The 21,558-nt window shown below is 43.4% G+C and carries 23 protein-coding genes; 12 read left to right on the top strand and 11 right to left on the bottom strand.

What is annotated here, in order from left to right:
* Positions 1 to 19: 19 nt before the first annotated feature.
* The gene (locus tag DC20_RS22945; protein WP_123127185.1) at positions 20 to 172 is read left to right on the top strand and encodes a lmo0937 family membrane protein; all 153 of its coding nucleotides are present in this window, start codon (positions 20 to 22) and stop codon (positions 170 to 172) included.
* 55 nt (positions 173 to 227) lie between these two features.
* Positions 228 to 377 (top strand): lmo0937 family membrane protein, encoded by a 150-nt coding sequence (locus tag DC20_RS22940; protein ID WP_157593256.1) that lies wholly within the window; start codon positions 228 to 230, stop codon positions 375 to 377.
* Between the two features lie 90 nt (positions 378 to 467).
* On the opposite strand, the gene DC20_RS18920 is transcribed toward DC20_RS22940, so the two are convergent.
* A complete protein-coding gene (locus tag DC20_RS18920) occupies positions 468 to 2,096 on the bottom strand; it encodes an ABC-F family ATP-binding cassette domain-containing protein (protein ID WP_062545264.1) in 1,629 nt (542 codons plus the stop codon).
* A gap of 312 nt (positions 2,097 to 2,408) precedes the next feature.
* On the opposite strand from DC20_RS18920, the gene DC20_RS18915 reads away from it, so the two are divergent.
* The gene (locus DC20_RS18915) at positions 2,409 to 2,873 is read left to right on the top strand and encodes a DUF4199 domain-containing protein (protein ID WP_062545263.1); all 465 of its coding nucleotides are present in this window, start codon (positions 2,409 to 2,411) and stop codon (positions 2,871 to 2,873) included.
* 427 nt (positions 2,874 to 3,300) lie between these two features.
* On the top strand, positions 3,301 to 4,029 hold the full coding sequence (locus tag DC20_RS18910; protein ID WP_157593254.1) for a hypothetical protein: 729 nt from the start codon (positions 3,301 to 3,303) through the stop codon (positions 4,027 to 4,029).
* A 71-nt stretch (positions 4,030 to 4,100) separates the two neighbouring features.
* On the opposite strand, the gene DC20_RS18905 is transcribed toward DC20_RS18910, so the two are convergent.
* A complete protein-coding gene (locus DC20_RS18905; protein ID WP_157593252.1) occupies positions 4,101 to 4,445 on the bottom strand; it encodes a hypothetical protein in 345 nt (114 codons plus the stop codon).
* Positions 4,446 to 4,661: 216 nt separating this feature from the next.
* Between DC20_RS18905 and DC20_RS18900 the strand changes: the two genes are divergently transcribed.
* The gene (locus DC20_RS18900; RefSeq protein WP_062545260.1) at positions 4,662 to 5,459 is read left to right on the top strand and encodes a murein L,D-transpeptidase catalytic domain family protein; all 798 of its coding nucleotides are present in this window, start codon (positions 4,662 to 4,664) and stop codon (positions 5,457 to 5,459) included.
* Between the two features lie 79 nt (positions 5,460 to 5,538).
* Here DC20_RS18900 and DC20_RS23115 read toward each other — a convergent pair whose 3' ends face one another.
* Positions 5,539 to 5,745 carry a hypothetical protein gene (locus DC20_RS23115; RefSeq protein WP_062545259.1) on the bottom strand — a complete coding sequence of 69 codons (207 nt, stop codon included), beginning with the start codon at positions 5,743 to 5,745 and terminating at the stop codon, positions 5,539 to 5,541.
* 343 nt (positions 5,746 to 6,088) lie between these two features.
* On the opposite strand from DC20_RS23115, the gene DC20_RS18890 reads away from it, so the two are divergent.
* Both DC20_RS18890 and DC20_RS18885 read left to right on the top strand, forming a co-directional pair.
* Positions 6,089 to 6,541 carry a M48 family metalloprotease gene (locus DC20_RS18890; RefSeq protein ID WP_169788204.1) on the top strand — a complete coding sequence of 151 codons (453 nt, stop codon included), beginning with the start codon at positions 6,089 to 6,091 and terminating at the stop codon, positions 6,539 to 6,541.
* 30 nt (positions 6,542 to 6,571) lie between these two features.
* Positions 6,572 to 7,459 carry a diacylglycerol/lipid kinase family protein gene (locus tag DC20_RS18885; RefSeq protein WP_062545257.1) on the top strand — a complete coding sequence of 296 codons (888 nt, stop codon included), beginning with the start codon at positions 6,572 to 6,574 and terminating at the stop codon, positions 7,457 to 7,459.
* On the opposite strand, the gene DC20_RS18880 is transcribed toward DC20_RS18885, so the two are convergent.
* A complete protein-coding gene (locus DC20_RS18880; RefSeq protein WP_062545256.1) occupies positions 7,407 to 8,660 on the bottom strand; it encodes a metallophosphoesterase in 1,254 nt (417 codons plus the stop codon). The genes DC20_RS18885 and DC20_RS18880 overlap by 53 nt on opposite strands.
* 36 nt (positions 8,661 to 8,696) lie before the next feature.
* A complete protein-coding gene (locus DC20_RS18875) occupies positions 8,697 to 9,341 on the bottom strand; it encodes an LON peptidase substrate-binding domain-containing protein (RefSeq protein ID WP_062545255.1) in 645 nt (214 codons plus the stop codon).
* Between the two features lie 120 nt (positions 9,342 to 9,461).
* On the opposite strand from DC20_RS18875, the gene mtgA reads away from it, so the two are divergent.
* Both mtgA and DC20_RS18865 read left to right on the top strand, forming a co-directional pair.
* The gene (mtgA, locus tag DC20_RS18870) at positions 9,462 to 10,196 is read left to right on the top strand and encodes a monofunctional biosynthetic peptidoglycan transglycosylase (protein ID WP_062545254.1); all 735 of its coding nucleotides are present in this window, start codon (positions 9,462 to 9,464) and stop codon (positions 10,194 to 10,196) included.
* Positions 10,197 to 10,284: 88 nt separating this feature from the next.
* The gene (locus DC20_RS18865; RefSeq protein WP_245652250.1) at positions 10,285 to 10,650 is read left to right on the top strand and encodes a YybH family protein; all 366 of its coding nucleotides are present in this window, start codon (positions 10,285 to 10,287) and stop codon (positions 10,648 to 10,650) included.
* 170 nt (positions 10,651 to 10,820) lie between these two features.
* On the opposite strand, the gene DC20_RS18860 is transcribed toward DC20_RS18865, so the two are convergent.
* Positions 10,821 to 12,026 carry an App1 family protein gene (locus DC20_RS18860; RefSeq protein ID WP_083470383.1) on the bottom strand — a complete coding sequence of 402 codons (1,206 nt, stop codon included), beginning with the start codon at positions 12,024 to 12,026 and terminating at the stop codon, positions 10,821 to 10,823.
* Positions 12,027 to 12,090: 64 nt separating this feature from the next.
* Positions 12,091 to 12,957, bottom strand: a complete 867-nt coding sequence (locus DC20_RS18855; RefSeq protein WP_071885509.1) for a M48 family metalloprotease — start codon at positions 12,955 to 12,957, stop codon at positions 12,091 to 12,093.
* A gap of 205 nt (positions 12,958 to 13,162) precedes the next feature.
* Here DC20_RS18855 and DC20_RS18850 point away from each other — a divergent pair, with 205 nt between their 5' ends.
* Together DC20_RS18850 and DC20_RS18845 are read left to right on the top strand one after the other, a co-directional pair.
* On the top strand, positions 13,163 to 14,236 hold the full coding sequence (locus DC20_RS18850; protein ID WP_062545252.1) for a DNA topoisomerase IB: 1,074 nt from the start codon (positions 13,163 to 13,165) through the stop codon (positions 14,234 to 14,236).
* Positions 14,237 to 14,287: 51 nt separating this feature from the next.
* Complete coding sequence (locus DC20_RS18845) at positions 14,288 to 14,812, top strand: GNAT family N-acetyltransferase (RefSeq protein WP_062545251.1); 525 nt, start codon at positions 14,288 to 14,290, stop codon at positions 14,810 to 14,812.
* Between the two features lie 31 nt (positions 14,813 to 14,843).
* On the opposite strand, the gene DC20_RS18840 is transcribed toward DC20_RS18845, so the two are convergent.
* On the bottom strand, positions 14,844 to 16,436 hold the full coding sequence (locus DC20_RS18840; RefSeq protein ID WP_071885508.1) for a hypothetical protein: 1,593 nt from the start codon (positions 16,434 to 16,436) through the stop codon (positions 14,844 to 14,846).
* Positions 16,437 to 16,592: 156 nt separating this feature from the next.
* On the opposite strand from DC20_RS18840, the gene DC20_RS18835 reads away from it, so the two are divergent.
* Positions 16,593 to 18,179, top strand: coding sequence for a hypothetical protein (locus DC20_RS18835; protein WP_062545249.1), 1,587 nt, complete (start codon positions 16,593 to 16,595; stop codon positions 18,177 to 18,179).
* Positions 18,180 to 18,215: 36 nt separating this feature from the next.
* Here the strand turns inward: DC20_RS18835 and DC20_RS18830 are convergent, their stop codons facing one another.
* The 3 genes from DC20_RS18830 to DC20_RS18820 all read right to left on the bottom strand — a co-directional run bounded on the left by DC20_RS18830 (position 18,216) and on the right by DC20_RS18820 (position 21,519).
* Positions 18,216 to 19,637 carry an exonuclease domain-containing protein gene (locus tag DC20_RS18830; RefSeq protein WP_062545248.1) on the bottom strand — a complete coding sequence of 474 codons (1,422 nt, stop codon included), beginning with the start codon at positions 19,635 to 19,637 and terminating at the stop codon, positions 18,216 to 18,218.
* Positions 19,638 to 19,802: 165 nt separating this feature from the next.
* Positions 19,803 to 20,273: a ferritin-like domain-containing protein gene (locus DC20_RS18825; RefSeq protein WP_062545247.1), complete on the bottom strand. Its 471-nt coding sequence runs from the start codon at positions 20,271 to 20,273 to the stop codon at positions 19,803 to 19,805.
* A 145-nt stretch (positions 20,274 to 20,418) separates the two neighbouring features.
* Positions 20,419 to 21,519, bottom strand: a complete 1,101-nt coding sequence (locus tag DC20_RS18820) for an AI-2E family transporter (RefSeq protein ID WP_062545246.1) — start codon at positions 21,517 to 21,519, stop codon at positions 20,419 to 20,421.
* Positions 21,520 to 21,558: the final 39 nt, after the last annotated feature.

The following is a 21,558-nucleotide window of genomic DNA, read 5'->3' as shown; positions in this document are numbered from 1 at the left end:
ACCAAACACAACTAAAACTATGGGAAATCTATTGTATATCATTGCAGTAGTGCTAGTAATTATCTGGCTGATCGGATTCTTAGGATTCGGAGATCAAGTAGGTGGTATCATCCACGTGCTTTTAGTAATCGCAGTTATTGCGGTATTACTTCGCCTGATACGCAGGGCCTAAACTGGCTCTGACATAATACTAGTACGTTCTGTGAAAACAGAATAAAAATAAGATTATGGGAAATGTACTGTACTTTGTGGCAGTTGTGCTTATAATTTTATGGCTCATTGGATTCTTAGGATTCGGCGACCAGGTTGGCAGTATCATTCACGTGTTGTTAGTGATTGCCATTGTTGCTGTTTTGTTAAGATTGATACGAGGGTAAACTTTTAAGCTTTACCAGAATAAGAAAGGCCACCCAAATGGGTGGCCTTTCTTATTACCTGATTTTGCTAATCTAGCTTTGAAAAAGAAGTTAGACCAAAGTACTAACTCCATACATTTGAGCACGAAGCGCTTTGATGTCTTCGTTTCTGAGGTACTCGTCATAGCTCATGCGCTTGTCTATGATGCCTTTAGGAGTCAATTCAATAATGCGGTTTGCAATAGTATCCACAAATTGTAAGTCATGGGAGCTGAACAGCAATGATCCTTGGAAGTCTTTTAGGCCGTTGTTCAGGGCGGTGATTGATTCCAAGTCAAGGTGGTTGGTGGGCTCATCCAGCACCAACATGTTACCACTTTGCAACATCATGCGTGACAGCATACAACGTACTTTCTCTCCTCCAGACAACACACTAGCTTTCTTCAAGGATTCCTCTCCGGAGAACAGCATACGGCCTAAGAAACCACGAATAAAGCTTTCATCTTTCTCTACTGAGAACTGACGTAACCAGTCTACCAGGTTCAGATCTACCTCAAAGAACTCATTGTTGTCCTTAGGGAAATAAGCTGTACTGATAGTGGTTCCCCACTTGAATTCACCTTTGTCCTGGGTAGTCTCACCCATGATGATCTTAAAGAAGGTTGTGGCTGCCAAGTCATTCCGGCTGATGACGGCAATCTTGTCCTTCTTGTCTACCGTGAACGTAACATCTTTAAACAGGAGCTCTCCTTCATTGCTTTTGGTAAGGTTATCTACCTGCAGCAATTGGTTACCTGCCTCGCGCTCTTGTTTAAACTGAATATAAGGATACTTCCGGCTAGAAGGCTTTATGTCTTCCAGGGTTAGTTTTTCCAGCAATTTGGCACGGGAGGTAGCTTGCTTTGATTTGGAGGCGTTTGCGCTAAAACGGGCAATAAACGCTTGCAATTCTTTGCGTTTGTCTTCTGTCTTGCGGTTGGCATCTGTACGCTGTTTGGTAGCCAACTGGCTAGATTCATACCAGAAGGAGTAGTTACCGGCATATAACTGAATTTTGCCATAATCTATGTCGGCCACGTGCGTACACACAGCATCCAGGAAGTGACGGTCGTGGGAAACCACAATCACGGTGTTCTGGAAATTGTCAAGGAAGTTCTCCAGCCACATGATTGATTCAGCATCCAGGTGGTTGGTAGGCTCATCCAGTAACAGGATGTCTGGGTTACCAAACAATGCCTGCGCCAATAACACCCTGATCTTTTCATTTCCACCCAGATCTTTCATGAGGGTGTAGTGCAACTCTGGCTGAATGCCCAAGCCACTTAACAATTCACCTGCTTCGTACTCCGCGTTCCAACCTTCCATGTCCGCAAATTCAGCTTCCAGTTCAGAGGCACGCATGCCGTCTTCTTCAGAGAAGTCTTCTTTTGCGTAAATAGCGTCTTTCTCGTTCATGATGTCCCACAGGCGCTTGTGGCCCATGATCACCGTCTGAAGCACCGGATACTCATCATACTCATAGTGGTTCTGTTTAAGAATCGCTAAGCGCATTTTGGCAGGAATGTCCACCGTACCGGTGTTTGGGTCTATCTCGCCAGATAATATTTTAAGGAAAGTTGACTTACCCGCACCGTTGGCACCAATAAGGCCATAACAGTTGCCGGGGGAAAACTTAATGGTCACATCTTCAAAAAGGGTACGTTTGCCGTAGCCAAGACTAACGTTGCTAGTACTAATCATGCTGCTCTTTTATATATAATAGAGTATTTCAAAGGGCGAAGTTACCAAAAGAACTGAAAAGCTCCTTATAGGTAGTGTAAATCCAGTTTTTAGAAGTTGCCCTTATCTACAGACAATCAAAGTATTAATTCAGTTCAGCGAAAACATGGGGGAGTCTTAAGTGTTACACTCTTATGAACCTTTACAAAAAACGGGGTAAATAGACAACACCTCCCCCGGTAAATTAGTATATAACAATCCTTATCTACTTCATGTAGAAGAGAGCAGTCACCTGTTCTCTGATAATAAGAACTAAAACAAAATAAAACTACAATGGAACAACGTCAAGTTACGGTACAGAAAACAGGTACCTCTTTTGGAGTAATGACGGGAATTGCAGCCATCCTTTATATGGTTCTCATTAAATTAGTGGGGTTAATAGAAAATGTTTCGCTGCACTTTTTAGTAGGGGTAATCTTAGTGGTAGGTGTTTGCCTTGCCATAAGACGTCATAAATCAACAAAAACCGGGAAGCTGGGGTATTTAGAAGGAATAGGGGTAGGCTTCTTTGTGGGCTTGGTTTCTTCTGTTCTCTTTACCCTTTTCCAGGTGATTACAAACAAAATGTTTGACATGGCCTTTTTATACCCTTATATGGTGGATGACACCTCAGGGGATGAGCAGGCCCTTTGGGTCTTAGCCGTTATTTGGTTAATGATGGGGGTAGTGATTGGGGCTTTTGTAGGGTACATAGCCATGCAATTCTTCAAAAGACCAGACCATAAACTTACCTCCTAATTATTGAATTTTACGTCTTCAGAAAGCCTGACTCTCAAAAGTCAGGCTTTTTTTGTGCCTGAACTGCAGCAGATGGCAAAAAGAAGAGGATAAAACAAGAGATTATTAAGAAGGCGATCACTTTTTTTAAATTAAAATAAAAAATAATATAATGACAAAGTACAATTCAGCTGATTGTTGGTATATGAACGAAAGTAGCAAAATAGCCCGTTTAAGCTGGAAAAACTTGACTATATTGAATATGTGATATATATTAATAAATAATTCCTCTTATACAAATGATGCTATTCAATTTAGGTTATGAGTTAAATGCCATAATAAAATGTTAAATTTCCTATAACCAAGCTCAAGAAGGCTGCGTTAAAGGACATATATAATCACACAAAGAGATTTGATAAAATTCTACCAAAAAGCGTCCACAATCCAAATGAAAAAGTTAATCCTATCCGCCTTATTTCTTGGAGCAGTTTATACCGCTCAGGCGCAAACTAATTTAACTGGAACTGCTGCAACTACCCGTGCCGTCCTTTCTATGTCAGCACAGGAAATGAGCCGCCAGATGTACAATGAACTTCAATTAAATGAAGGCCAGTACATCAAATTAAAAGCATTGAACCAGGCCAGATTTGACAAGTTCAGTGAGATTGAGAAGATGTACGCCAATGACATGCAAATGCGTGAGGCTAAAATCAAAGAAGTAAACGAGCAATTAGATCAGGAATTCGCCCAAATTTTAACGCCTAAGCAGTTTACTGCTTATCTTGAAATGGATGGTCGTGCAATGGAAGCTTCTGCTTCTCCAACTGGTACTACTGAGACCGGGGTTTCGGGCACCAATGTTTCTGGGGGTATCTCAACAGGAACTTCAACCACTATTACTTCCAATCAGGACACTGAGATAAAAGTGAAAGATGATAAAGTGAAGATGGAGAGTGGCTCAGAAAAGATAAAGATGGAGAAGAACAAAATGAAAGCTGAGTCTTCTGCCGGTGAAATGAAAGTGAAAGGAAACACTGAGAAACTCAAGACAGATAACGTTAAATACAAGTCTACTCCATCAGAAACTAAAATCATTACTCCAGAAGGAAAATCTAAAGTGGAGCATGATAAGATGAAGATAAAGACAGAGACTACTAAAAAGAAAGTCAAAAACTAAGAGTTGACGCTTGCCATGAAAGCCGTTCTTCCTTCGAGGAGAATGGCTTTCTTTTTTTAGGCCTACTTACCTTATTCTTTAAAGATACTCGCTTCTCTTACATCTCCCAAAGCATCTAGTCGTATAGCCAGGGCTTGTTTTTTTCCAGCATTTTGCATGGTTCCGGTACATTTAGGACCCGGAGTGATAAAGTAAATATAGATCTTCTGGCTTTTTTCCATTAGCTCCTCAGAATCTGGCTTACCAAAGAGTTTTCTAATGTCTCCTTCCTTTAAACCCACCAGTTGCAGCCGAACATCTTCCACTTGTTTCTGGATAGCAGCTCTCTGGCCTTTGCATCCATTCAGATCTGCTTTCCAGGTTTTGGAGTCAATATTTAACTTGTCTGCCGGGGAAGAGCAGGACAGAAGGGGCAAGCAGAATAAAAAACCTAAATAAAAATTCTTGGTCTTTTTTAAAGAAAAAGTTAGTACCTTCATAACGTAGAGCCTTAATAATAAGCAGGTTTACATTAAAGTTTTTCCCTGATTACCTTTTTAGTATATATACTTATTTAGATCAATTTCAGGATCTATGGAACAAAAGTAGAAAGTAAAGGGGTTATAAAGGCGTCCCTCGTAAAGAAATAGGAAATGAAAAAAATAATTTCGGCTTTCTCTCTCTTATCTATCATGTCGTTTGTATCTCCTGCCAACAGTGCTGTCACTTCTGACACGGCAGAGAGTATCACCATCTCTGATTCTTCTGCAGCTACTGGTAAGGAGTCTTTTGAAGATTTTCTGGAAGACTTGTATGATGAAGCAGATTTGAATAAAGCAGGTTTAAGCTTTGATGTGTTCAGGAGAGCTGCAACTGGTTTCTATAACTTGAAAGAACAAAGAAAATTAAACGGTTCTAAAAGCCTTTTAACGGTTATTGACTTTGGGAAACCGAGCAGCCAGAAGCGTCTTTGGATTGTTGATTTAGATAAAAAGAAAGTTTTATACCATAGCTTGGTAGCCCATGGCTCTGGTTCTGGAAATGAGAGAGCAGTTAAGTTTTCTAACACGGTAAACTCTCACATGAGCAGCTTGGGCTTTTATGTGACAGAAAATACGTACATAGGCAAACACGGACTATCCCTTAAGTTGAATGGCTTAGACCGCGGCTTTAACACAAATGCAAAGCAAAGAGCAGTGGTGGTGCATGGTGCAGACTACGTGAGTGAGTCTTTTGTAAGACAACATGGCCGTTTAGGCCGTAGCCATGGATGCCCTGCCTTACCTAAGGAAATCACCTCACAAGTAGTACAGCTTATTAAAGGAGGCACTTTACTTTACATTGATGCCCCTTCTGCAAACTACTCTTCAGCCTACCTGAATACTGATTCTGCCATTAAGCGCTTTGAAACAGAAATCATGGCTAAACAATCAAAACTGTTAAGCAAATAAATAGTTGAACATACCTCTTAAAACAGAAGAAGCCGATCTGAAAAGATCGGCTTCTTCTGTTTTAAGGCAATAACTTCTATCAGGCTGTGTCTTTGGTACCTTTGATCAGGCTAATACCTGTAAAGAAAAAAATCAGCCCTAAAATGAAAGGTACTAAGGAGGAAAATTGGTTTACAGAAACATTTCCTACAGAGCCTCCGCCGGCCAGAAATGTATATGCTCCCCAAATAAGGCCTACAATCCCTAGGACTGTTAGAATGGTGCCGAAAGTTCTTTTCAGGTTCATGTTCGTTTGTCTTAGTTTACAAAATGCGCTAATCTGCGCTACAAAGCCTTCTTACGTATGTACAATAAAAAAGATATAGTATTCATACTATATCAGTAATAGGGATTCCATTATTAGTCAGTAGATAGCGCAACCAAGTACCGTTATGGCCGTTCTTTAAGGCACCCTTTGTTATGCCTTATCATCAACAATGCAGCAAGGTAATTTAACAGACTATGAAAACTACAATATGAGAGGTTCTTTATGGTTTTTTATAGGGTTTTTTGTTTCTGTTTTTTCATTAGTTACCTATTCGTGCTACCAGAAATACAAACCATTTATAAGAAAGGCTCAGCATGTGAACATGAGTGCGGATCAGGAAATAGGGCATGTAGTAGCTCGGCAGTCTGAAAAGCAGATTGCCAAGAGCCAGCTTACCCAAGGTCTTTCAAGAGCAGCAGCAGTGGCTACGTATGACCCACATAACCCCTCCAGTGCCAGTGCCGCCGCCGCTGCCACAGTTGGTAGACTCATGAACCTGAAGTGCGGGCGTGATGATGAATTAGAATCAGATGTATTATCTGCTTCTTTTGTCGCTGCTGCCGGGTATGACCAAAGGTCTAGTATTAGGGTTATGGTAGTTCTTTCTCAGGGTAGTAGTGGGAGAGGCCCAGAGTTCTTCCAGACCCTTCCTAATCCAAAGAACAGGGTGGCACGCATGGACAAGCCATCACAACAACCTTCCCTATCGGTATCCCTGAAGGGTAGTGCAGTAGTTTCCTTTTGTACTCTTTTTCGTAAAACAGCTCAAATATAAAACCTGATTTTTATAACCCTCCTTACTGATATGACAAAGATATTATTCGTGATTAACCCCATATCTGGAGATATAGATAAAGAAGAATTAGCAGATGATCTTCTGGTCTTCTGTCGTCAAAATCAGTTTAAAGCCGATTTTTACAAAACTACTGGTGAAAACGATGAAGCTAAGCTGAAAGATAAAATCAATGAGTATGCTCCTGAAATAGTTTGCGCAGTAGGCGGTGACGGAACAGTGAGTTTGGTGGCCAAAACTATTTTCAAAACTGACGTGGCCCTGGCCATCATTCCGCAAGGTTCTGGTAACGGGCTTTCAAAGGATTTAGGAATACCTCAAGATTTTGATGAAGCGCTGCAGTTGTTAGCAGAGCACCACATCATGGCCATAGACACCTTAGATGTGAATGGTATGCTTTCCATTCACCTGTGCGACGTAGGCTTCAATGCTTTGGTGGTAGAACGCTTCTGCAATGGTGATACTCGCGGGCCAGGTGCGTACGCTTGGATTGCCATGCAGGAGTTCATGGCATATGAACCCAAACATTATACCATCATCTCAGATGAAAAAGTCATTTTTGATGCGGAGGCTTTCATGATCACAATCACCAATGCCAAAGCATTTGGGAGTAATATTGCTATCAACCCAACAGGAGTAATTAATGATGGAAACTTTGAAATTTGTATTTTAGAGCCTTTTCCAAAGTCCTCCAGTTTAGGCATCTTGTACCGTCTGTACACAGATAACATTGACAATTCTGTGTATACCCATAGGTTCAGTTGCAGTTCAGCCACCATCATCAACCATTCAGGGGAGGTCTTTCAGATAGACGGAGAGCCTGAAGAAATGGGTAAAGAAATAACATTTACTGTACAGCCGAAGAGCCTTCGGGTGGTGCTACCACCGGTGACAGAGTAGAAACAGGCTCTCCCTGGTAAATACTTTTCTGAAACATTACCAGTGGTGCTTCTCCTGTAGTTGGTGCTGGTTCTAAGACCCTCAACCATACGCTTCCATCTTTGTATTGGTCCAGCACCATAAATCCCTTGCTTTCATGGGCAAAAGAAGCTTTGCCACCTTTTGCTACAAAATTGGTTTTACTTCCCGAACCGCTCACAGCATAATGGTTTCCCTTCACTTTAAAATATTGAAGGTTATGGTCATGACCCGCCACATAGAAAATAGATTGGTACTGGTGCAGAACCCTCAGGAGCCTGCGCCGGAACTTTCTAAAGGGAGGGAAGGACATATCTTCATGCGCCCCAATGTATTTGCGATAAATTCTGAAAATGGAGCCTACAATAGGAAGTGGTATCAAAGCTCTTTTATTGATAAAGGTGAGCGGAAAGAGGTGTTGCTTCACTGTGAACTTACCTCCGTGTAAGGCATTACTGTACACCGGATGATGGGCAGCCAGCACAATAAACCGATGTTTGTTTTCCTCCAGTAGGGCCTGCAAAGCAGAGAAGAACTCCCTTGAGGTTTCATATGGTTCCCCCGGGTTGGCGGCCAAAGGTTTATGACCAGTTTGCACCCACCACTGGGTGTTGATCACAATTATCAATAATTGCCCGTTTATCTCCCAGGTCACCGGGCCTAAGCATCCGCCCCGCGGCAGGTAGGCCATTTCATCCTGCAGCTTTTCAGTAATGAATTTTTCCTGCCGTAACACAAATTCATACCCATCTTTGCGGCCCTTGTTCCAGTCATGGTTCCCGCTTAGGTAGATGACTTTTCCTGTGTATTCATCAAAAAGGGAAAGTTGGTTTTCCAGGCGTTGTACTGCCTGCGCATGCCTGAAGCTATCTGTAGGCGGAAGACCTGTGGGGTACACATTATCGCCCAGGAAAAGAATGGTACTATTTTCGCCGGCCTCTTTTACCCAGTGGTGGACCGCTTGCAGCAGGTGGTCATCTTCCAGAGAACCATTACTGCCTACGTCACCCACTAAAGCAATGGTATGGGTCCTTTCCTCCACGGGCGGGGGCGGAGTGGTTCGCCAGCCAATTTCAGATAATGAGTAAAAAGGCTTCTTCCTGAATTTCTTTTCCCGAATGTAAGCCCAGACAAACCAGGTGTTAACGGACAGAAAAACTATGAGGGCAATGATATAAAGCATCTCTGGTGCGGCTTTAAAAGCACACTTGTATTACTCTTATAGGAGCCTAAAAGTTGGGGGGGCTAAATGTTTGAAATGCCCGTTTAGCTTCACCCGCTCCTTCAACCTTTCTGTTTCCAGTACAATGGGTATTATTTTGGTGAGATGATCCAGAATGATCTCCAGCCGGTCACTTTCCCGAAAGCACTGCAGCAAGGCATATTCCTGCTCTGTGGAGAAACCCAGATGGTGGGCCACATCAAAGGACCTGAAGTTTTCTGGCAGATTAAGCATAAGCGATTGGATACCCAAAGCCACATACATTTGCCGGAGTAGCTCTAAAATTTGGCTTCGCTGCAAGGGCTGTTCGTCATTGATCAGCGGCACGTCCTCAATTTCGCCTCCAGAGTATAACCTGCCCGGCACCTGGCGTTGAAATTCTTTGATTTTGAAAATACCCAACCCCTTAGTTTTGATGTCCATTTCACCGCCCGGGTACTTTTTCTCAACACTTAGGAGTTTGATTTCTGTCCCATAATCCCCCACGCCCTTGTCCAGGTACACCGGTATCCCGAAGGTGGTATCATTTGCCTGGCATTCCAGAATTAATTGGCGGTAACGTGGTTCAAAGATATGGAGGTTGAGTTTCTCCCCCGGAAAGACCACAATGTTCAACGGGAAGAGAGGCAAAAATCTACTCATAAGATGACAGGGGACAGAAGTACAAGCGTCTAATTTAAGAAGCCTTTCCAGATGCTACCACTATTTCTTTATTTTTGTCTTTGCTGCGGCATTTTTTTGGAAGGCAGCGTAGGTTGAGTTATGGCTAAACAGCAATTATCCGTTCCCTTTAACTGGGCAGATGCCCGGTGGCTTTTCCTGAAGCTTTGTATAACTCTTTTTCTTGTAACAGTGCTCTGGGTGCTTGCCTACCGCTGGATAGACCCTCCGGTAACACTGCACATGATGCTGAAACGCTCTGAGCCGTCTCCTAAAACACAGAAGATTACAAATATTCAGCACCAGTTTGTGGACCTGGAAGATATGTCGGTGAACCTTCCCTTAGCCGTTATTGCGGCGGAAGACCAGCTATTCATTATCCACAATGGATTTGACTTCAAAGCCATCAAACAAGCCTTCCAACGGAACATGTCCAGCAAGAAAACAGTTGGGGGCAGCACCATCAGTCAGCAGGTAGCTAAAAACGTATTTTTGTGGCACGGGCGCAGTTATCTCAGAAAAGCAGTTGAAATGTACTTCACCTTTATGATTGAGCTGCTATGGGGTAAAGAACGCATCATGGAGGTATACCTGAACATTGCAGAAATGGGCGACCATATCTTTGGGGTACATGCCGCCAGCAAGAAGTATTTCAGGACTGATCCTAAAAATGTAAGCAAAAACCAGGCAGCCTTATTGGCGGCGGTTCTGCCAAACCCAATCCGGTATTCTGCAGCAAAACCATCTGGGTATACCCTTCGCCGCCGGCGTAACATTGCAAGAAACATGAGCCGCTTGGGCGGAAGCACGTACATCAAAAATTGGCTTCAATACTGATATGAAACAAACCCTTCTATTTACAAAGCTCTTTGTTCTTCTGGCACTTTGTGCTACCCTAGGCTGTAGACCTTCTCTAGGTACAACAGTGAACCTGGGAAACGAGATTGAGCAAGTAATGGCATCTCAAAGTCAAGCCTGGAACAAGGGAGACCTAGAAGCGTTTATGGAGCCTTACTGGAAGTCTGATTCTCTGCTCTTTTTAGGAAAGAGTGGCCCAACCTACGGCTGGGAGAAGACTCTTCAGAACTACCGTAAGAATTACCCCAGCCCTGAAGCCATGGGCAAACTCACTTTTACCTTGATTAAGACCGAAAAGCTGAGCAAAGACGCAGCCTTTGTGGTAGGCAAGTGGCACTTGGGCAGAAGCATTGGAGACTTAGAAGGTCACTTTACGCTTCTTTTCCGGAAAATAGACAGTAAATGGAAAATAGTCGCAGACCACTCCAGTTAAAGAAAACGGTAGTTCCTCTGACTTGTAAAAGCTAACTCTATTATTTCTAATGAGAACGGCTCCCCAACCATTGTTGGGGAGCCGTTCTCATATAAGAGTCTTCATAAATCAACTCTAAACCATTCACTGCAAAAAACAAATTACTTACATAGTTTGTCGTCTTCAAGAACTCAGGAGGTAGCGCCTATTTTTCGGGTGTCTTTGCTGATAGGAGCAGGTGCCTGTTGGGTAGGGGTTCCTGCTTCATCACTCTTGTCTATTTGTTTCTGCTCTTCCACTTTTTCAATTTCCTCATAGAAGATGAGCCCTGTTTCTGCAGCATGTTTGGCAGCAGCGGCTGTGTCTTTCACCAACAGCATTTCAACCGTTCCCTTCAACTCTTCAGAAATGGTGGTGACTATCTTGGCCCTGTCTTCTAGTTCCACATCCCTGATGTAGACACAGATGACCCGCCCCGGAAATTGTTTGATGACCTCTTTGTAAATGGGCGCGTCTTGCTGCCCACTGTCGCCAATGAGCACGAAGTTCAGATGAGGGTAGGTAAGCAGAATGTTCTGAATTTCCTTGAACTTGTGGCTCATGTGGTCAGCTCCAAAAAACTTATTCTGCTTTAAGCCAAAGTCACGGAGCAGGAGCGGTCCGGCCGGAATATCATTGATGTCCAGAAAATCATGGAGCAGGTCATACATGTTCCAGGGACTGCTGCTCACGTAGAAGAACGGGTTGTTCCGTTTCCCATTTCGACCTAATTGCAGCGAACGGTAAAAGGCAGAGACCCCCGCAAAAGGAAGCCTTGTGCGGGCATTGTTCATGAACGTGTGCTGCGACATCTTAATGATATCTGTGGCAGAACTCAACACAATGGTGTCATCAATGTCTGAGATAATGCCGTATTCCGCATCGGGCGGGGGTACCAGCACGTGGGCTTTTGTTTTGATGCCTGGCTCAAAGGAGGAGATATCTGCGTGTATTAATTCTACCTCAAGTTCATGCCAGATGTTGTCCAGCACCAAAGGAGTCTTTGGCTCCAGATTGATGACAAAATAGCCTTCTATATCAGTGATGACGGTGTATTCCTGTTCCTGAAAAGCTATCTTCAATTGTGCATTGCTTACCTCATCACTCTCAAACCGGCGGTACATGTTCATCAGGTTTTTGAGCAGGTTATCATTGTCTGCCGCCGAAGTGATACCTTTGTTGGTTAATACCCGGCCTTTCAGGTAGAGGCGGTTCACAGTACCATAGCTCCGGTAAGGAACAATCTGAAGTGGCTTGTAAAGCCCAAATCTATTCCGGAAACGCTGCATGAAGAGATCAAAAGATTCATCAGTGCTCTCCAAAAAAGACCCTACGCTTTTTTTCCAATCGCTCATCATGAGAGTAATTTTGCTTTAGTGCTCTTGCTTACGCAATAACAAAAAAGGAAGGTATAAATATGGATTAAAGCCCAAGATTCCGTTTGAAATCCTGGTATTTCGTGTCAGGAGCAGCCGTTGTTTTACAACCCCGCTGACGGGCAAGTGCCTGTATATCCTGAATACGGTTTCCGGGAGAAGGATGGGTGCTGGCAAATTCAGGCGGGGTGCCTCGGTTTTCCAAAGTCTGCATTTTCTGGAAAAACCCGGCAGCACCGTCACAGGCATAAAAATTAGTGGCTCCCAAATACAGCACAGAATATTCATCAGCTTCCCGTTCATAGTCCCGGCTAAACTTTAAGCCTACCAGTTGTCCGCCCACTTGCGTGAAGATCCTTTCAAGGTTTCCAGACTCGTTTCCCAAAATCAACCTTGAAATAACTGAAATGCCGTATTGCTTCTGTAGCTGTTTGATAGAATGACGTTGGTCTGCGTGGGCAATTTCATGGCCTAAAACTCCGGCTAATTGATCTTCATTGTCCAGGTAATTAATCAAGCCTGTGAAAACATAAATGTGCCCGCCCGGAGTAGCAAATGCATTCTGAACTTTGGGATCATTGATAATTTTTACATCCCAGGGGAATTCTTCCCGATATGTTACCTGGCCAGATTCCAAAATACGATTCACTATCTGGTCTAGGTGGGCATAAGCCGAGCGCGTTCTTGGGTTAGTTGAATTACGATCCAGCAGCTGTCCTTTGCTGGCATACACAGAATCAGCCTGCTGTGAAACCTGCATGCCTAACTGTAAATCATTTTCTAGCGGAAAGAACACGTTGTCCCCATTTTTATCGCCCCCGCAACTGGTAAAGAGGGTAGAAGACAACAACAGGAGCGTAGAAAAACCTTTTTTTACTTTAGAAGAAAGTGGAGCGGAAAATCTATTGAACATAGGTGTATGCGTTTTAAAATCACTTCTACGAAAACTTTGGTAAAATGACAAAGCTATGGGTAGGTTGCCAAGCTTCTGGAAAGATGTGCCTCTCATTCCAACTTTGTTTTCAGCTTATTTTTTGAAAAGTAGCCCGAAAACAAAGCATACAACTTTTATCATCCGGACCGGTTTAAGGAGTGTTACAGTGTTTATATAGACCCAGATGGAAACTCAATTGACCCCACATGCCATTTACGCAGACGTGGCTGCTTCTGCTCAGCAAGCTGGTTTACGCTATTTTCCTGACACCAAGCCAGGCATTACGCGCCAGCCTAAAGGAAAGCAATTTGAGTATTTTACCGCCAAGGGAGAACCCGTGACAGATGAAAAGATTCTGGACCGGATAAACAAATTGGTGATACCGCCCGCCTGGACAGACGTTTGGATTTGCCCCTCTGAGAACGGCCACATACAGGCTACGGGCCGTGATGATAAAGGCCGGAAACAGTACCTGTACCACGCACAGTGGAAGGAGGTCAGGAGCTTAAATAAGTTTGGTCGCATGATTGCCTTTGGAAATGCCCTGCCAGGTATCAGAAAACAGGTAGAGAAAGACCTGCACCTAAAAAAACTGGAGAAACGCAAGATCCTGGCCATTGTGGTGGAGTTGCTGGACAACTCGTTCATCAGAATAGGAAATAAGGCTTACGCTAAATCAAATAAATCATACGGGCTTACTACGTTGAGGGACCGTCACGTGAAAGTAGAGGGTGATCACCTGAAGCTGGATTTTGTAGGTAAAAAAGGAATAAAACACGAGATCAGCATCAAAGACCGGCGCCTGGCCAGATTGGTGAAACAGTGCCAGGACATACCGGGGTATGACCTTTTTCAGTACTATGATGAAGATGGTAACCGTCAGCCCATTGAATCTGGTGATGTCAATGAGTACCTGAAAAGCCTGAGCACCGAAGATTTCACTGCCAAAGATTTCAGGACCTGGGGAGGTACGGTCTTGATGGTAGAATGCCTGGAGCAGATATTGGATGAAAACCCTCAAATAGAAAAGGACAAGTCTGTGAAGGAGGCTGCTAAAATGGTGGCCCATGAGTTAGGAAACACGCCAACGGTTTGCAGCAAGTATTACATCCATCCAGAGGTAGTCAATTTGTTTAAACAAAACAAATTGATAGACTACCTCCGGAAACATGATGCCAAAAAGCGAAAAGAAAATCCCTACCTTTCCCGTACTGAGGAATTTGTGATCAAAATGCTAAAGGAGGTAAAAATTTCATAATGGATTAAAGGTTTAAATGAATATATTTATTAAGTCTTAAGGCAGAAGTATATGTTCATAGAAACCGAGCGCCTTATAGTACAGCCACTCACGCTAACTCAACTGAAGCTTTACGTAGCCAATGATGGTTCACTGGAAAAAAGCTTAGGGGTGGGGTATACTCCAAAGGAAATAGAGGAAGATCTGGCTGATGCTCTGGAAAATTACTTTCTTCGGTTGCTTCCACTACACCTTGACCAATTTCATTTCTATACTCTATGGGCAATCATTCTAAAAGACAAAAATCTTTTAGCAGGTGACTTGTGCTTTAAAGGAGAGCCAGATGAGAACGGGGAAGTAGAAATAGGCTATGGTACCTACTCTGAATTCCAACGGCTTGGCATCATGAAAGAGGCAATAGCTGGTTTGCTGAAGTGGTGCCATGATCGCCATGATATTAGTACCGTTATAGCAGAAACAGAGACCGGTAACAACGCATCTGAAAAGATATTAGAAAGAAACGGGTTCCACAAAGACTGCCAAGGCAGGGACAACACTTGGTGGAAACGGGAGGTGACTGATGGGGTTTTAAAGTAGAATCATTTGCATTTGAAAGCTTTGAAGTTGATTAAATCCCCTCGCGGTCAAAGGCGTGAACTGCAACATCATGCTTTTTAATCAGCTTTGTTTCTTTTCCTTTTTCCACTTCAACTCCTTGCTTGGTGTCAAACACAAGGGTTTTTCTACCTAACCCTCGTACATAGGAGTTGTCATTCACCTTGTCTTTCCCCATACCGCCATAGATAAAGACTTTTATACCTCTGTTCCCTTCGCCGGTTAAGATAAACTCATCTTCTTCGCCCAATCCATGCAGCGAAATTGAATTTGTGTCCTTTTTTTTAAACAGTCGGTCGTATACTAGCCGTGAGGGTTTTTTCTCATCATTTGGTATTTGAATGATGTACACGCGGGCATCTCCATTCTTCTGACGCTCCACTACAAACTTCTCTTTTTGGTCAGTTCCGGGTACCATCACTTCTTTGGAAAGCTCCTTGTACAGTTCATTTGCCAGCTGAGGAAGCTGTGCTCTTCTTGAAGCAAGTTTCTGTCTGATTTCTTCGCCTGTTAATTTATAAACTGATGTTGGCAAAGCTTCTACAGCCGAAGTAAGAACACTATCTGTTAGCTGGTTTTGGAGCTGTAACGCTAATTGCTGCCATTGCTCCTGGGTTACCTCGTTTAAACACCGTTCATCAATAAATTTGGCATTTTGCAGGTACCCCTTAGGTGAAGAAACCCTCATGTGAAAAGTCTTCATTTTCTTTAAAGGAGCCCAGGAACGGCTAAAAAGCCAGGGTATCATCCCATCATCAAACTTAAAAAAAGCTTGGTCTCTATCTTTTGGCACTGGTGTATACGTGGTGACATTACTGGTGTCATAAACTGCCCATTGCCACTGTCCCTCATGCCGGTCCCAGTCACCAATGAGCACATCAAATAAGCGGGCTTTGGCAAAGGAGAGTTGATCCGGTAAATGCGAGTGCTTAGAAAATCTGTTTTTCAAAAACTCATCAGAATCTACCAGGTCCTTTGCTTTGCCTAAATAACTGGTAATTGCTTCTTTCCCCTCATACTTCTCTTCAAGCAGGAAAACCTTATCCTGAAACTCTTCTGAGTTTTTACCTAATCCTTTTTCATTTTTAGGAACGTACACATACCGTGGGTGGCTATGCGGGATTTTAGCGCCGCCTGCCAAATGGGAAACGACTACTGCCCCGTACGGGTGCCCGGCCGATGTCTGGTCTCTAAGAAGATTAACAAGGAAAGATTTGCGTAGTCCTTTGGGTAATATGTTTTTAGGGTCCTTATCTACTGATCTAAGGGAGTATTGTTTGCCTTGTTCATTTTCCATGGTCAGGCTGGTGGTCTGGAAACCTCCACCTAATTTTTCAGGGGTTAGGCCGCCATGCATGCGTGACACGTCTAAAACAGGCAACATCACTGGTTCTGCCCAAACTGGGCGGTAATGTTTCCCCCATAGGAGGTGATGAAAAAAACCGCGTTCATAGTGCTTCCCCGCCACAACTGTAGCCGAATCCCATTTTGCATGGCGTTCCTGTTCTACTGGCCCTACCAATGCTGAGGATTGAAAATAGTTTTTCCGAGCACACCCGTTACATAGAAAAAGAATGAGGGTAAAAAAAGTCAGTAATTTACGCATGTGGTTCTTTTAATCCTTAGCCATACAGTAAGTGTGCCAGAAAGGTTGTAGCTGAGCAGTTGGCCCTAGTTAAGAGTATTGTCTTTCAATATATTAAATTTCCTTAATGAAAGGAAGTGAACTTACAAGAGACATCTTAAGTATAAATACGTACTTATGCAGCAAGTCTCTTTTATATCAAACCACAACAGTTTTTTAAAGACACTGTTACTTATTCTACTATTTTCATTTGGCTTTTCTGCCGCCCAAGCTGATCCTAACACCTCAGATTCAACCATCACCGTAGCTGCCGGGAAACATTATCTTAGAAGTGGTTTCCATAGGTTTTGGTGGGGCAGCCATTACCGAAAAGTATGGGCTGAACCAGTAGAAGCACCTTACTTTTTTCTTGATCAGTTTGAAGGAGGAGTCAGGCCTTTAGAGCAGGGTGGGAGCTTCCAAACTAAAAACCTGAGGCTGGTAGATAAAAATGGAAGGGAATACGTGCTCAGATCAATTGACAAAGACCCCTCTGGTGCCTTGCCCAAAAAGCTGCAGAAAACGTTTGTAGCTAACTTAATGCGGGACCAAACCAGTGTGATTCATCCCTATGGCGCTTTCATAGTTCCGGCTCTGGCTACTGCTGCCGGGGTGTACCATACTAACCCCAGGCTCGTGTACATAGCAGATGATGCAGCCCTGGGGGAGTTTCAGAAAGAATTTGCCAACACCTTAGCTTTGCTGGAAGAAAGGCCTGACGGTAACTGGGAGACCATTAGCAGCTTCGGGAATCCTAAAGAAATTGTAAGCTCCCGGAAAGCGTTTGATAACCTGGTGAAAAGCACAGATCATCAAGTAGACAGCAAAAGGTACCTTCGGTCAAGGTTGTTTGACATGTGGCTCAGTGACTGGAGCCGGAGAGAAGACCAATGGCGCTGGTCTGTTACAAAGGAAGGTGATGTTACCCGCTATGGCCCCATTCCAAGAGACAGAGACCACGCTTTTTTTAAATTCAATGATGGGCTGCTAACAAAGCTGGTGAGCGTTTTTAAGCCTAATTACCAAAGCTTTGACAAAACCATAGTTGGCCAGAATGTAAAAGGCTTGATTAAAAGTTCTTTTCAGATGGATGCCTACTTACTGGCTTACCTAACAAAAGAAGACTTTCAGAAAGTAGCGCTTGACCTACAAAACAGGCTTTCTGATGAGGTAATTAAAAAAGCACTTCAGAAGTGGCCCCCACAAATAAGAGAGCTTTCAGAGAAAGAGTTTGCAGCTAAGTTAAAGTCCCGGAGAGGTGATCTTCTTTCAGCTGCTGAAGTATTTTATAGTCAACTAAATAAGGAAGTTTTGCTTCCTGGCTCAGATGCAAAAGATACTTTTGAGTTCCTGTTTCAGGAAGACGGAAGCCTTCAAGTGCACCACTGGATTGACAAAGAAGAAAAGAAAGTGTTGCTACACCAGAAAACATATCTCTCACATGAAACAAAGAGCATTTCCGTCTTTGGTTTGGGAGAGAAAGACACGTTTGTGCTGAAGGGAAAAGGAAGAAGCAAAATGCAGCTAACGCTATATGGCGGGGAAGGCACAGATAAATTGGTAACTGACTCTTCTTTTAAACCTTCAGGTAAAAAAGTATTGATATCAAACGAAGAAGACGGAAATAATTACCCCAAGCACCCCAAAGTAGAAATAAAAAAACATACTCCCGCTGCTCAGGAATTTAACGGAGAAGGTTGGTTATTAAGGCATAGATTGCATTAACTTACCGATTTAGCTGCTGTTTTTCAGAAACAGCAGCTAAAACGCAGGATCTTCCTCTTGGGAGAATACTAACACTTTATCTCCGTGCTTAGTACGCATATACCCCCTAATGATTTGCTGGGTGTCTTTGTTGTCATTGTAGTATCTGATCACACCCTTGAAGTCTTCTAAAGAAGAGGCACTGAAAGACTCATCAAAGTACCCAAAGCCAAGGTAGCGGCCGTTGTCTACCACAACCACAGACTTCTCCTCAGCATTCCTGCCTTTGCCAATGATTACAAAAGTGTCATAGTCATACTTGAAGGCATCAATGGATTCAATGACCCGAAGGTTATACTCTTCGGGAGATTCTTTGCCTACGCAAGCTCCTTTGCATTGGTGCACCTGGTAATCAAAGCAGGGTCCGGTAGATTTGTACAGGTCACACAGTTTCTGGCAAAGGTTGTACTTGGCCACACGGTTGTAAAGAAAGTTCTTGGCCTGAAACTGGTTTGACATGGTCAACAAAGGAGGAACCTCAGTCTTTGCTTTCTGGAAAGTTAGCCGTAGATACCCTTCCTGGTCATAGTAAGAGTAAATGCCCGAATGGTAAACACTCCTTCGTTGGGCCCGGTTATAGAATGGCTTCCGCTTCTTAATCTCGTCAGATTCAAATAAAAGAGCCACAAGTTCACTGCCTGTCCTGACATAGGTGATGTCCGCAATCCGGTTCTTGAATTCAATTGACTTTTTACTTTTAAAATCGATGTTAAAGTGCTGGATGATGCGTTTACGGATGCTCTTGCTTTTGCCCACGTAAATAATCTGACCTTCTTCGTCATGGAAGTAGTACACCCCAGCCTCCAGCGGAAGGGCATCCACCATGTCTTTGGAAATATTAGAAGGCAGGAGTGACGTCTTTATCTCTTTGGAGATGGAAGAGGTTTCCAGCAGTTTTTCATCTTGTGAATCATTAACCTTTTTCTCGTCTATTTTAAGTAAACGGTCAAAAAGCACCGCCGTAGCCTCTGCATCGCCAATGGCGCGGTGACGCATCTGTAGGGGTATGTCAATGCTCTTGCACAATTTTCCTAAACTATAGGAAGGTAAACCTGGCATTAGTTTACGGCTGAGGCGTACAGTGCACAAAGTCTTCCTCTGGAATGTGAACCCCAGATCTGCAAATTCTTTTTTTACAAAAGAATAGTCAAACCGCACGTTATGGGCTACAAACACATTGCCTTCGGTGATCTGCACAATCTGTTTGGCTACCTCATGAAATTTAGGAGCATCGCGTACCATTTCATCGGTAATACCGGTAAGCTGCGAAATGAAAAAAGGAATAGGACGACCTGGGTTGATCAAGGAATGGAATTGGTCCACTACTTGATCCCCGTCATGGATGAAAATAGCGATCTCGGTGATCCGATCTTCAGCGGGTTGGCCACCTGTGGTTTCAATGTCTACTATTGCGTACACGCGCTCAGTTTTAGATGAATAGTCTGTACTTGAATACTAATCAAACTAGTAACCAGAAGTTAGGCAATAACGTTTCATCTCCCTTCTAAGCTTATTTTATTGAAAAGGCATAAAAAAAGCAGCCCATATGGACTGCTTTTTTTAGTTGATAGATAAGCTTTTATTTTACACACTTTGTTTCATAGAAGTGATCATCTGCTTCGCGGCCTGAATCTCCTGATACTGGCGTTGTATGACACTTTTCACATCAACTGGTAAACCTTCAGCATGCAAAGCGTTGTCATAGGCTTTCAATGCTGCTTCGTCACCGGTTTCGCATTCGCCCAGGATAGCTTTGCTGTCGTTTGCGCCTACCGCAGATTTAAGGTTAATCCATCCGCGGTGCACCGCTCCGGCTGCTTCTAAGGCAACTCCTTCCACGGTAGTGGTGTCCTTAGTGCTTCCGCCTAACTGTTGAGCTTTGCTTTCGAGTTCACTCACAAAGATGGCTCTTTGTTGAGCAAGTCTTTCCAGTTCAGATTTTACCTGGATATTTTGTACGGCTCCTGCTGCTGTTTCATATCCTTTCTGTCCGTCACGGGCTGTGGTTACCAAATCATTCAGGGTGTCAATTACTTTGCTATTTGCGTTATCCATGGTTTTATTTTGTGGTAAGGTTTATAAGTACAATCTGGGCAGTGGTACTTCAGAAGTTATTCTGCCATTGCTATTTATACTAACCACGTAGAGTATTAGTTGCGAAGCTTAGAAGCCGTGATGTGAAAACAGCATTGAAACGGCTCTATTTACTTTTTTGTCTTGCCCTAAGCTTTTGCAAAAGCTTGTTTTCAGCTGAACCATGGCTTACATCATTCAACAGGTAGCCAAAAGGCTGCAATGGCTCATAGGCATCAAAAATTACTTTCAGGATGGCTATGATGGGGATGGAAAGAATCATGCCCGGAGCTCCCCAGATTTCTCCTCCTAAAATCAAAGCCAGGATAGCAGCAAAAGGGTTGATGCTTACTTTAGAACCCACTACATACGGCGTAATGAAGTTCCCCTCAAGGAACTGAACAAAGGCGAAAATGCCGATCACAATCAACATCTGGGCTGCCGACCCTGTGTTTACTAACACAAACAAAGCCGGGAACAAGGCACCAATTAAAATACCTATGTAAGGTATCACCGTTAATATGGCCGCCATCACCCCGAAGAAGATGGCGTATTCAACCCCCATGATCATCAGACCTACTGAGTTAAGTATGGATACCACAAAGATCACAATCAACAAACCCGATAGGTACCCCTGTACTACCCGCTGTATGTTGTCTACTGTTTCCATAAGAGGCTCACGTCGTTCTCTGGTGATGAACTGGAACATAAACTTCCGCAAGTGATCACGGTAGTAAAGCATACAGAAGATGTAAATTGGAATTAAAGAAAGTACTGTTAGGGCACCGGTGGTCACCGAGATTGTGCTGCCAAGGAAAGCTGTCCCGGTTTGGGTAACATTTCCCAAAGCCTTTTGCAGGAACTCATTCTTATTAGTGGGTCTAATGCCAAAGCGCTCGTAAAGAAAGCTCTGGAACTTGGCCACCAACAAAGAAATTTTACTGTTGATCTCAGATAGTTCAGTAGAGAAGTTGCTTACCTGGTGAGACAAAAACCAGATCACAAGACCCAGCACAATAATGACCACTACCAGCGAGATGACAATGGATATTGCCCGGGGCAGCCGCCGCTCCAGCCATCGGCTCATTGGAAGTAACAGCAAAGCAAAAAGGGCGGCAAAACAAATAGGAATGAGTACGGGACTAAAGGTTTGCAAAAAGTGGAGCAGCAGATAAAGCCCCAGCAGAATAACTGTGTACTTAAAATAAGAGGGTAATTTTATTTCCATAGTAGTAGGCAGATGAAGTAACCCTCTGATGCGAAGGAT

Origin of the sequence: Rufibacter tibetensis (genome assembly GCF_001310085.1) — a bacterium.
Taxonomy (GTDB): Bacteria; Bacteroidota; Bacteroidia; order Cytophagales; family Hymenobacteraceae; genus Nibribacter; species Nibribacter tibetensis.
The sequence above is the reverse complement of the archived record's forward strand: the minus strand, read 5'-3'. Positions and strand labels throughout refer to the sequence as shown.